At 61.3% G+C, this 11,999-nt stretch carries 10 protein-coding genes; 3 read left to right on the top strand and 7 right to left on the bottom strand.

Going from position 1 to position 11,999, the window contains the following annotated elements:
* Positions 1-107: 107 nt before the first annotated feature.
* A complete protein-coding gene (locus ACIPLA_RS02860) occupies positions 108-1,250 on the top strand; it encodes an SRPBCC family protein (RefSeq protein WP_401171271.1) in 1,143 nt (380 codons plus the stop codon).
* Positions 1,247-2,335: an SMP-30/gluconolactonase/LRE family protein gene (locus ACIPLA_RS02865; RefSeq protein WP_401171274.1), complete on the top strand. Its 1,089-nt coding sequence runs from the start codon at positions 1,247-1,249 to the stop codon at positions 2,333-2,335. The genes ACIPLA_RS02860 and ACIPLA_RS02865 overlap by 4 nt, the downstream gene beginning before the upstream one ends.
* A 148-nt stretch (positions 2,336-2,483) precedes the next feature.
* Here the strand turns inward: ACIPLA_RS02865 and ACIPLA_RS02870 are convergent, their stop codons facing one another.
* Positions 2,484-2,744 carry a hypothetical protein gene (locus ACIPLA_RS02870; protein ID WP_401171277.1) on the bottom strand — a complete coding sequence of 87 codons (261 nt, stop codon included), beginning with the start codon at positions 2,742-2,744 and terminating at the stop codon, positions 2,484-2,486.
* A 110-nt stretch (positions 2,745-2,854) separates the two neighbouring features.
* Positions 2,855-3,097: a hypothetical protein gene (locus tag ACIPLA_RS02875; RefSeq protein WP_401171279.1), complete on the bottom strand. Its 243-nt coding sequence runs from the start codon at positions 3,095-3,097 to the stop codon at positions 2,855-2,857.
* A 218-nt stretch (positions 3,098-3,315) separates the two neighbouring features.
* Between ACIPLA_RS02875 and ACIPLA_RS02880 the strand changes: the two genes are divergently transcribed.
* Positions 3,316-3,837 (top strand): DUF4142 domain-containing protein, encoded by a 522-nt coding sequence (locus tag ACIPLA_RS02880; protein WP_007898201.1) that lies wholly within the window; start codon positions 3,316-3,318, stop codon positions 3,835-3,837.
* A gap of 179 nt (positions 3,838-4,016) precedes the next feature.
* Here the strand turns inward: ACIPLA_RS02880 and ACIPLA_RS02885 are convergent, their stop codons facing one another.
* The 5 genes from ACIPLA_RS02885 to lexA all read right to left on the bottom strand — a co-directional run bounded on the left by ACIPLA_RS02885 (position 4,017) and on the right by lexA (position 11,991).
* Positions 4,017-6,128, bottom strand: a complete 2,112-nt coding sequence (locus ACIPLA_RS02885; RefSeq protein ID WP_401171282.1) for an ATP-binding protein — start codon at positions 6,126-6,128, stop codon at positions 4,017-4,019.
* Between the two features lie 131 nt (positions 6,129-6,259).
* On the bottom strand, positions 6,260-9,358 hold the full coding sequence (locus ACIPLA_RS02890) for an error-prone DNA polymerase (protein WP_401171285.1): 3,099 nt from the start codon (positions 9,356-9,358) through the stop codon (positions 6,260-6,262).
* Complete coding sequence (locus ACIPLA_RS02895) at positions 9,334-10,749, bottom strand: Y-family DNA polymerase (RefSeq protein ID WP_401171288.1); 1,416 nt, start codon at positions 10,747-10,749, stop codon at positions 9,334-9,336. The genes ACIPLA_RS02890 and ACIPLA_RS02895 overlap by 25 nt, the downstream gene beginning before the upstream one ends.
* 7 nt (positions 10,750-10,756) lie before the next feature.
* On the bottom strand, positions 10,757-11,374 hold the full coding sequence (imuA, locus tag ACIPLA_RS02900) for a translesion DNA synthesis-associated protein ImuA (protein WP_401171290.1): 618 nt from the start codon (positions 11,372-11,374) through the stop codon (positions 10,757-10,759).
* On the bottom strand, positions 11,374-11,991 hold the full coding sequence (gene lexA / locus ACIPLA_RS02905; RefSeq protein ID WP_218395991.1) for a transcriptional repressor LexA: 618 nt from the start codon (positions 11,989-11,991) through the stop codon (positions 11,374-11,376). The genes imuA and lexA overlap by 1 nt, the downstream gene beginning before the upstream one ends.
* Between the last annotated feature and the right edge of the window lie 8 nt (positions 11,992-11,999).

Raw genomic sequence — 11,999 nt, forward strand, 5'->3', positions numbered from 1 at the left:
CAGGCGTCTTGCACCGGAGCATGGCGCATGTGGCCTCAAGGTTGGGCCAGCCTCTGCGGCGGGATCGGCTAATCTGCTGGTTATAACAATAACCACAGGTGAACGCAGTGAGGCAGACCACCGAAGCATTCCGCGCGCGCTACCGTGCCGACATTCATCCGCTCTACAACCCTTGGTTGCACGGCGTGTTTGTGCTGCTGTTCGGGTTGCTGGCCATCGGCGCGTTCTGGAGCACCGTGCATCAGGTACACCCCCTGGAATGGCTGGCGGTGCCGCTGACCCTGCTGTTCTTCAACTTCGGCGTCTACGTCGTGCATCGGCATCTGGGGCACCACAAAAAGCGCTTGGCGCGAATGTTCTACGCCCGTCACGCCGGTGACCATCACAGCTTTTTCACCCCCGGCCACATGACCTACGACAGCGCCAGGGACTGGCGGGTGATTCTGTTTCCGGCCTGGCTGATTGTGTTGCACACCCTCGTCATTACCGCGCCCGCGTGGTGGCTGCTGGCTCAGCTCAATGGCAACGTCGCGGGGCTGTTCGGCGGTTGCATGGTCCTCGGTTACCTGACTTATGAAGTGTTCCATGCCTGCGAACATCTACCGCCCGGCAACCCGCTGACACGTCTGCCGTGGATTCGCCAGATGCGCCGTCTGCATGAACTGCACCACCGCCGTGAACTGATGCAGGAGCGCAATTTCAATATCGTGTTTCCACTGATGGACTACCTGTTCGGCACCCTGCACTGGGAGCCGGAACAAGCGCCTCCACACCTGACGAGAACGCCCACCCGCCTGCAGCACGTGGTCGATATCGCTGGAAATCCGCTCGCCGTGCTCGCCTACGCCAGCACCGCGACACGTTGGCCGGAGTGGCATCCGTCCTCCCTCAAGGTCGATGGCCAGAGCGGCCCGTTGTACGCCGGGGCGCGGTTCGAGGAAGACATTCGGGCCGGCGGACGCGAGGGGCATTTGCGCTGGGAGGTCAGCGAATACCTGCCCGGTCGCCGCTGGAGCGCTCGGGCCCGGGGCGATCATGGACTGTCGCTGGTGGTGACTTACGAGTGCGAGGCTTTTGGCGACAGCACGCGGTTTGTCCGCACCCTGGAATATTGCTTTAGCGGTGTACTGATGCGCATCGCCAATCGATTGTTGCTCAAACGGCGCATTGAGCATGAATCGGCGCAATCGATGCTGGCGTTACGCGAGATGGCGCAAAGACATCTGGCCTCGACAGGAGTCACCGCGTGAAAAGAGCCTTCAGGTTTCGGCATTTATTGTTGCTGCTGATCATCGTGATTGGCGGCTTCCTGTTGTTATTACCCACCAAGGTCCAGCCGATCGCCTGGACACCGTCACCAGCGCCCTCCCTCATCGATGGCATCTACACAGACAATCAGCGCCTCAAAGGCGTGGAACGTGTCGGTGCCGCTGACATCGACGGCCCGGAAGCATTGCTTCTGGAAGAAAACATCCTCATCACCGGCCTGCATGACGGCCGGTTGATTAGCACCAGCCTCGACGGCAATACCACCAGGGTGCTGGCCGATACCGGTGGCAGGCCATTGGGCCTGGCGCGCCATCCCAATGGTTTGCTGGTGATCGCCGACGGGGTCAAGGGTTTGCTATCGCTCGATGCTCAAGGCCGGTTGATTGCATTGAGCACCACGGCCAACAACGTGCCCTTCGGTTTTACCGATGACGTGGCCATCGACAAGCCCGGGCATTACGCCTATTTCAGCGATGCTTCCAGCCGTTGGGGTTATGGCAAGGATGGCGAGGCGATCATCGAGCACGGCGGCGACGGCCGATTGCTGCGTTATGACTTCCAGACCGGCAAAACGACGGTTCTGCTGGACAAACTGGAGTTCGCCAACGGAGTGACCCTGGGGCCTGATGATGCGTTTGTGCTGGTCAACGAAACCGGTGCCTATCGCATCAGCCGCTATTGGCTGACCGGGCCAAAAGCCGGAACCCACGATCTGTTCATCGACAATTTGCCAGGGCTGCCGGACAACCTGGCATTCAATGGTCGCGACCGTTTCTGGGTGGCGCTGTATGCACCGCGCAATGCACTGCTCGACGCCACGGCGCCCTACCCTCTGGTACGCAAAATGATCGTGCGCGCGATGACGGTCCTGCCCAAACCGGTGGAGAAACGCGCCTTCGCCCTTGGCCTGGACCTCGACGGTAAAGTGATTGCCAATCTGCAGGACGCCAGCAGCGGCAACTACTCCCCCATCACCACCGTGCGCGAGTATGGGGACTGGTTGTATCTGGGATCGCTGAAAGCGCGGCACATGGCGCGGTTGCCGTTGAGCACGGCATTGCAGTAGTAACGATGATCAACCTGTGGGAGCGGGCTTGCTCGCGAAGGCGGACTGACATTCAACATTGATGTCGACTGGCATGGCCTCATTCGCGAGCAAGCCCGCTCCCACAGTTGATCGGGGTGCCGCCAGATTTGCGATCAACACTCGTGAATCAACGCGGATCCATCTCACCATCACGAACCGAATTGTCTGTCTCTTCGCGCACTCGCTCCGGGTCGATGTCAGTGACGTCATCCTGTTCCAGAGGCGTTATGTCCTCATTGTCCGGCAATTCATCGATGCCCGGTTCATCCTCGGGGTTGACGGTGGTGCGTCCCGGGCTCGGGGGTTCGGGATGAGTCGGGATCGGGTCGTAGCCGCCCTGTTCTTCGCTGGGATACTTTTCTTTATGAGGAAAGGCTGAATGGGGCATGAGGCACCTCGCATGGAGCCGTAACGTCGGGCTCTGATCGTTCGAGGTGCCGGTATTTATCCCCGTTCCAATTTTTCAGTCACCGGTCGTCGGTGGCTTGGTACAGAGTGTCAGGACGGCGTCTGGAGTCGTTCAACTATCTTGTTCTTGACCTGCACGCGCTTCTCTTTGAGCCTCTTCAGTGCGTCATCGCTGGGCGCATCCGATTGTGCGGACTCGGCCTTCAACACCTCCGCGTCTGCCTGAGAATATTTGTTTATCAGTGAATCCAGTAACGGATCCTTGGTGCGTTTTTGCTGGATCTCTTCCTTTGAAAGTTTCAGATCCTGATACAGATCATGAGTCACCGGCATGGAACACCTCCGTTTGTTAATCGGTAGCAAACGCGATCGATTGCGCTCACCAGCTATCAGAATGGCCTTGCTTACCGTGTTCTGTCGACCGTCTATCAGACCAGCGGTGTCCGTTCGTCGTCCTGTCGCAAACGCGATAAAACCTTTGCCCGAGCGCCCGCCTCCATTGAATAACGATCACCCGGATCGCCCATAGAAACCTGTGTGGAGAATGATCAATGGACGGCTTCAATCTGCGTCACCTCGCCTTGGCCGTTGCCTTGAGCACCAGCATGGGCACAGCTTTTGCCGCCGATTCCAACGACTTCGTCGATGACGCGGTCGCGGGCGGCATCGCGGAAGTCGAGACCAGCAAACTGGCCCTGGAAAAAAGCTCATCGGCCGACATCAAGGCGTTCGCCAACATGATGGTCACCGATCATTCCAAAGCCAATGAAGAACTGGCGGCACTGGCGAAAAAGCATGACATCGAAGTGCCGGACACGACGACGATGGTTAAACAGGCCAAGGAAAAAATTCTCGACCTGCGCGATGAATCCTTCGACACGGCCTATGCCAACAATCAGGTGAAGGCTCATGAAGAAGCCATTGAACGGTTCAAGAAAGAAGCCAATACGGTGACGGACGACAAGACCAAAGGCGCCACCGACCTCAAGGCCTTTGCACAAAAAATGCTGCCGGCGCTGGAAAAACACCTGGATATGGCGAAAAAACTCCAGGCGGCTCATCCCGACAAATAACCCCCACAGGAACAAGGCTTGCCCGGCGCGGGTAAGCCTTGATGCCGGCCGGTTAGCCCCTGTAGGAGCGAGGCTTGCCCGCGAAGAACGATGACGCGGGGTACCTGATACACCGCGGGGTTCTTGTTCGCGGGCAAGCCTCGCTCCTACAGGGGCGATCGCATTACAGCCTACAGGTCTCAACCACCCAGCACATTGCGGATCTTACTCAACAGCGCTTCAGGGCCATAAGGTTTGCTCAGCAGATAAGTGTCGGGGCTGAGTTGGTGATTGCGCGAAATAATGTCCCGGGTGTGGCCGGAGGTAAACAGCACCGCCACCGGTGGATTCTGTACCTTGGCCCAGGCGGCCAGGTCCGCGCTTTTGATCAGACCGGGCATCACCACATCGGTGAAGATCAGATCCACTGCCACGCCATCGAGCAACATCTGCATGGCCAGGTCACCGTTGGCCGCGGTCAGAACTTGATAGCCCTCTTCACGCAACAAATCCACCGCCGAGCCACGCACCGCTTCGTTGTCCTCGACCACCAGAATGGTTTCGTGCCCGCCACGGTGCTGCGGATCATGGCGCGTTGTTTCACCGGGCAACGGGCGCAAGCTGCGCGGGAAATACAGCTGCACCCGAGTGCCCTGCCCGACGACGCTGGAAATCTCGATATGCCCGTCGCTCTGTTTGACGAAACCGAACACCATACTCAAACCCAGGCCGGTGCCCTGGCCGTCGGCCTTGGTGGTGAAAAACGGTTCAAAGGCCTGTGCGAGCACTTGAGGCGACATGCCGACACCCGTGTCAGCCACCGCGACGCAAACATAGTCGCCGGCGACGATGCCCTTGCCTGCGCAAAACTTGCGGTCGAGGGCAATGTTCTCGGCACTCAGGGCAATGGTCCCCTCGCCGTTCATGGCGTCTCGGGCGTTGATCGCGAGGTTGAGAATGGCGTTTTCCAGTTGATTGCGGTCCACGTAGAGATGCCATGGAGCGTCAGGCGCCGTCACCTTGATCTGGATAGTTTCCCCCAGCGCCCGCTGCAACAGTTCTCCCAGTCCTTCGAAGATCTGCCGTGGATCGCAGACCGCCGGCGACAAAGGCTGACGACGGGCGAATGCGAGCAATTGCGACGACAATTTGGCACCGCGCTCGACCGCGGCAATCGACGCGCTGACCCGGCGTTGCACATTGGCGTTGTCCGGCTCGTGACGCGCCAGCAAATGCAGGTTGCCGGCGATCACCTGCAACAGATTATTGAAGTCATGGGCCACGCCGCCGGTGAGACCGCCGATGGCTTCGAGTTTCTGTGACTGGCGCAACTGCTCTTCAGCCGCCAGCCGCGCCTCGACTTCGTCGGCGACTCGCTGCTCCAGGTTGCGGGTGAATTTGAGCAAAGATTCTTCGGCGGTCTTGCGTTCGTGGATGTCGATCAACACCCCGGGAAAGCGGAACGCCTCGCCTTGCTCATTGAACTCGCAACACCCGCTGGCCAGCACCCACAGGTAACTGCCATCGGGGCGCAGGACCCGGTATTCGGCGTTATAGGGTATGCCGGTTTCCACCGACTGATTGATCCGTTCCTGAACCCAACTGCGGTCGTCGGGATGGATCTGCATTTCGGCGATGAGCGGTGACAGGTTGGCCAGGTCCTGGTCGGGCGGATAGGAAAACGTGCGGGCGAAGCGTTCGTCGGCAGACAGTACATCAGCCTTGATATCCCAGACGAATGAGCCGAGCAAAGCCCCGGCATTAAGAGCCAGGCGAACTCTTTCGTTGTCGGCGCGATAAGCGCTTTCGGCTTCCTGGCGGCGGCGCTCGGAAATCACATGGTCAGTGGTGTCGACCACCATTGCCATGACCCCGGCGGGGTGCCCGTCATCATCGGCGACGGGGCTGTAGTAAAGATCCATCCAGACGTCTTCGGGTACGCCATCACGCAACAGCACCAAAGCTTTGTTGTGATAGGACAAGGTGCCACCCGCAAGGCAGGTGTCCACCACATGCCGATTGAATTCGGCGACCTCTGGCCAGCCCAACTCCACCGGGGAACCTAGCAGGTAAGGATGGCGCCCACCGGCAAATCTCGAGTAGGCATCGTTATAGATCATGTAACCGGGCCGGCCCCACAGCATCACCATCGGCAGGGGTGAGGCGAGCAATAATTGCACCGTGCTGCACAGGCTCCCGGGCCAGGTATCGATGCTCCCGAGCTCGGTCAGGCTCCAGTCGAACGCGCGAATGCGTCCAGCCATTTCGCCGCTCCAGCCGGTACATCCGTGGCTATTGTCTAGAAACTGCATCGACTGGCCTATGTCTTGTGAATGACATGTTTTCAGGCAGTGCAACGGCGTGAGGAGACGGTGCGTGCCCGTTTGTTTCGAGCACCGCCGACGCCAATGGTTTCATAGAGGTATAGCTGAATGTCGCCGGTTCAGCGGAAATCCCGGCTGCGCACATGGATACCGTCGAGCAGTGAACTCAGGTCGCTCAAGCGCCCGGCAATCAAATGCCGCACCTCCCCTTCCTTTTCCCAGCGCCCATCGACCTTGAGCAATTGCGAGCCGACCAGTACCTGCCGTTGCCGTTCGGCCAGGTCGCGCCAGACCACCACATTGACGTTGCCGAACTCGTCTTCAAGCGTCACGAAGGTCACGCCGCTGGCGGTGCCCGGGCGTTGCCGACCGGTCACCAACCCGGCGACGCTGACCGGTCGGCCGTGCTCGACATCCATAAGTTCTTTCGAACTGCGGCAACGCCGGGCTTTCAATTCACCCCGCAGCAATGCCAGCGGATGCGGGCCGAGGGTGGTGCCGACACTGTTGTAATCGGCTTGCAGGTCCTCGCCCACGGTGGGTTTGGGCAGAGACACCGTCGGCTCTTCCTGACTCGGCAAACCGGCAAACAAGCCGAGCTGCTTTTGCACACCCGCCACTTCCCAGCGCGCCCGATGCCGGTCACCGGCCAGCCCGCGCAATGCACCGGCATCGGCCAGTTGCTCCTGGGCACGGGCATCGAGTCGCGCCCGTTCGCCAAGGTCGGCGATGTCGGCAAACGCCCCTTTCGACCGTGCAACTTCAATGCGCCTGGCATCGTCCTCGCGAAAGCCTTTGATCATCCGCAACCCCATGCGAATGGCCGGCTGCGCGCCGATGATCGGTTCCAGGCTGCAATCCCAGTCACTGGCCCGCACGTCCACCGGACGAATCTGCAAATGATGTCGGCGGGCGTCCTGAAGAATCTGGTCCGGGCTGTAGAAACCCATGGGCCAGCTGTTGATCAGCGCACAGGCGAAGGCCGCCGGCTCGTGGCATTTCAACCAGCAACTGGCATAGGTCAGCAAGGCGAAACTGGCGGCGTGGGATTCGGGAAAGCCGTAATTGCCAAAGCCTTTGATCTGCTCGAATATCTGCGCGGCGAACTCCGCCGTGTAGCCGTTTTTCTTCATTCCGTCGGCCAGACGTTCCTTGTGCGGTTCCAGTCCGCCGTGGCGTTTCCAGGCGGCCATGGAGCGGCGCAATTGATCGGCCTCGCCGGGGCTGTAGTCGGCGGCGACAATCGCGATCTGCATCACCTGTTCCTGGAACAGTGGCACGCCCAACGTACGCTCCAGCACCGCTTCGAGTTCTTTCGACGGGTAGATCACCTCTTCTTCGCCCTTACGCCGCCGCAGATAGGGATGCACCATCCCACCCTGAATCGGCCCCGGACGAACGATTGCCACCTCAATCACCAGGTCATAGAAGGTCGTGGGCTTGAGCCTTGGCAGCATCGACATCTGAGCCCGGGATTCAATCTGGAACACCCCGATGGTATCGGCACGTCCGATCATCTCGTAGGTTTGCGGATCTTCGGCCGGCACCGTTGCCAGACTCAGGTCCCGGCCACGGTGCCGACGCAGCAGATCGAAACAACGGCGAATCGCGCTGAGCATGCCCAGCGCCAGAATATCGACCTTGAGCAGCCCGACCGCATCCAGATCGTCCTTGTCCCACTGAATGATGGTGCGCTCGGCCATGGCGGCGTTTTCCACCGGCACCAGGCTGTCCAGGGGCTGCTCGGAAATCACGAAACCGCCAGGGTGCTGGGACAGGTGCCGAGGGAAACCGATCAACTGCCCCGTCAGGCTCAGCACCCGGCGCAACACCGGGCTGTCGGGATCGAAACCACCTTCACGCAGGCGCTCGACGGGAGGCGCCTGATCACTCCAGTGACCGCAGCAGTCGGCCAGGGCGTTGACCTGATCGGGCGGCAAACCCAGCGCCTTGGCCACATCGCGGACTGCGCCGGCACCATGGTAAGTGCTGACCACCGCCGTCAGCGCCGCGCGGGTCCGACCATAACGCTGAAACACGTATTGCAGGACTTCTTCACGCCGCTCGTGCTCGAAATCCACATCAATGTCTGGCGGCTCGTTGCGCTCTTTGGAGAGAAAACGTTCGAACAGCAACGTGCTCCGCTCCGGGTCGATCTCCGTGATCCCCAGTACGTAGCACACCGCCGAGTTGGCCGCAGAACCGCGCCCCTGACACAGAATGTGTTGCTTGCGGGCGAAATTGACAATGTCGTGAACGGTCAGGAAATAGCTTTCGTACCCCAGCTCGGCAATCAGCTGCAGTTCCTTGTCGATCTGCGCCAACACCTCGGCTTTAGGGCCTTTTTCCCAGCGCCATCGAACACCCTTCTCGGCCAACTCCCGCAGCCAGGACGTGGCCGTGCGCCCCTCAGGCACCAGCTCCCGGGGATATTGATAGCGCAACTGACCGAGGTTGAACGTGCAGCGCCGGGCGATGCTCAGCGTTTCGTCGAGCAGTGCCTGCGGATAGAGCTCGCGCAAGGCGTCGAGGCTGCGCAAATGCCGTTCGCCATTGGGGTGCAGGCGCAACCCGGCCTCGGCCACCGGCAAGTGATGACGAATCGCAGTCATGGTGTCCTGCAAGGCGCGACGGCCACGGGCATGCATGTGCACATCGCCGCTGGCCACCGCCGGGATCCGCAATTCCCGCGCCAGGGTCAGCAGCGCCGCCAGTCGCCGGGTGTCGTCCTGCCCGCGATGTAACTGAACGCTCAGCCACAGGCGCTCGGCGAAGGCCTGCTTCAGCCAGTGACCCTGCTCAACGTCATCGACGGCGTCCGGCACCCACAACGCCAACAGCCCCGGCAACGGCTCGCCGAAATCCTCCCACAGCACCTGATACTGGCCTTTCTGCGTACGGCGTCTGGCGCGGGTAATCAGGCGGCACAGGGTTTGGTAACCCTCGAGGCTTTCCACCAGCAGCACCAGTTTCGGGCCGTCTTCGATGCGTATTTCACTGCCGATGATCAGCGGCAATTCCACGGCCTTGGCCGCCTGCCAGGCGCGGACGATGCCCGCCAGGGTACATTCGTCGGTGATCGCCAACGCTCGATAGCCCTGCTTTTTCGCCCGTTGAAAAAGCTCGAGCGCACTGGAAGCACCGCGCTGGAAACTGAAGTTCGACAGGCAGTGCAGCTCGGCATAATCGACACTCATGCGAACCAGCCTTGCAGCCACAACGGACCGCCTTCGCCTACCGCCCGATAGGCCCAGCCCTGCTGACCGGAACGGGTTTCGATCAGGTAATAATCGCGGCGCACGTCGTCGCCGTCCCACCAGCCCGACTCGATGCGTTCCGGCCCCATGAGGATGCGCGTCGAACCTTCGTGTACTGCCTGCGGCTCCGTCAGCAACCAGCCCGGACGTTGCACGGCAGGCAATACTTCACAGGTCTGGCTGTCGACACTGGCCTGCCACGCGCATTCCGGCCGGTGATCGGCCTGGAACCGCAAGCCTTGCACCGCGTCATCCCCCAGCCGTGCGCGCAAGCGTTCGCGCAGTTGCTCCCAAGGCAAGGATTGCTGCGGACGATCATCGAACAGTTCCTGGTACTGGGGCACAAAGGTCGGCAAGTCTTCGGCGCGCAGACGAAAACCGCGCACCGGCGCCTCGACCTGAACCTGCTCCAGCCTCCCCCGGGCCAGTTCGAACACCATCGCCGGATCGCGCTCGGCGCTGAGCAGGCCGACCTTGATCAGCGTGTCTGGCAACCCGGCGTGCTCCAGATGCAGGTCAAAACGCTGCACACCGCTATCCCGCCCGCAGAGGAACGCCGCCAGATCGCCGGTCAGCCTGCGCAATGGAAACAGCAATGCCTGATGGGATTGCACATCGAAGTTGAGTTCGATGCGCACATCGAAACGGTCCGGCGGCAGGTAAAACGCCAGCGCCAAATGTCGTAAACCGAACAGGGTGTCCAGATGCTTGAGCACCTGGGCTTCGAAACGCCGGGCCAGGCTATGTCGTGGCAGCGCCTGCACCTGACTCAAGGTGCGCAGCCCCATGCGCGACAGTGCCGTGGCAACGCTTGGCTCCAGGGCGATCCGGTCAACGGGCAACTGCCCGAGATGGTGCTGCAAAGCGTCATTGTCCGGCACCACCAGACCGTCATAAACGTTGGCCAATACCCGCGCCGCCACCGGGTTGGGCGCGGCGACAATCCGGTGACGAAACCCCAGTTCGCCAAGTTCCGCCCGCAACCGCGCCTCGAACTGCGGCCAGGGCCCGAACAAGCCCAGGCTGGATTCGATTTCAAACACCACGGCGCGCGGGTAATGCACGCTGACCTGAGAGCTGAACCGATAGGCCCAGGCAGCCAGGAACTGCTGCCAGTGCTCGATCTCGGCGGCATCGTATTCGGCGGTGACAAACCCTTTGCTCAGGGCCTGAGCGGCGGTCATCGACTGACCGGGACGCAAGCCCAGCGCCCGCGCCGAACCGTTGACCGCTTGCAGCACCCGACGCTGGGCCGGACCGGTCAGCAGCGCCAGCGGCTCATCGGGGTCGGGCCGCTGACGCAGTACCGCGTCCAGTGCCAATTGCGGGAAGAGAATGCAAACCCAGCGCATGGCAACCTCAATGCCCGACGGCAAAGGCAATCGGCGCCGAACGGGCCAGCCCGCCCCGGCACTTGAGCACTCGCAATTGCGCAGGTTTGGCGTCGATGGCGATGCGCAGGGCCGCTGGCGACGGGTTGATGGCTTCACTGATCGAGCGATAGACGAACGCCAGGGTCTGACCGGTTTCCGCCGCCACCTGCAAACGTCGCAATGCCCGATCGTCGGCTTTGTGCGGCCAGCACAATACCGCCCCGCAACTGCCCGAACGCAGGCATTGTTCCGCCGCCCACAGCGCATCGCGCTCACTGGCCTGGATGATCGACAGTTGCCGCAAATCGACCCCGGCGTTCTGCCAGGCCTGGGGATACGGCACGTAAGGCGGTGCCACCAGCACGATGCGTTCACCTGCCGCCGACAGCCGCGCCAGCGCCGGCCACACCAGTTGCAACTCACCCACGCCCTGCCCGGCCAACAGGATTTCAGTCAGCGCCGCTTCCGGCCAGCCACCTGTGGGCAATGCCGCATCCAGCGCCGCATGCCCGGTGGGTTGCGGGCTGACGGCCGGTGGAACAGGCCGGCCCTTCCAGACCTGGCCGCCATTGAACAGCGTATCCAACGCAACGACGGCGCCCATTACCCTTGCCTCACCAGACCGCAGAACACGCCTTCGATGGCCAGATCCTGATCGGCTCGAACAATGATCGGCTTGTAAGCCGGATTGCGTGGTAACAGCCGAACAGAATCGCCGACCCGCTCGAAACGCTTGATGGTGACTTCGCCGTCGAGCCGCGCCACGACGATCTGGCCGTTGACCGCTTCGGGATTGCGCCGCACGCCCACCAGATCGCCGTCGAGAATGCCGTCCTCGATCATCGAATCGCCCTGCACCCGCAGCATGTAATCCGGTAGCCGCGAGAAGATCGACGGATCGAGCAGCAAACGGCTGTGGACCTCGGCATCGGCATCGATCGGCGCACCGGCCGCCACTCGACCGAGTACCGGAACGTCCAGCAGCTCGGGCCGCGGCGGTTGATTCAGCAGCCGGATACCTCGCGCCTGATGCGCATTGACCTCGATAAAACCGGCCTCGGTCAGCGCCAGCACATGCTTGCGCGCCACGCTGCGGGAGGCGAAGCCAAAGGCCTCGCTGATTTCAGCGAGGCTCGGGGGCTGACCGTGCTCGGCGATTCGATCGCGGATAAAGGTCAGGATGGCGGTACGGCGGGGAGTTAAAGTCGTCATGGAGTACATTTGTACTC

The organism is Pseudomonas sp. NPDC086112 (genome assembly GCF_044746425.1).
Lineage (GTDB): Bacteria > Pseudomonadota > Gammaproteobacteria > Pseudomonadales > Pseudomonadaceae > Aquipseudomonas.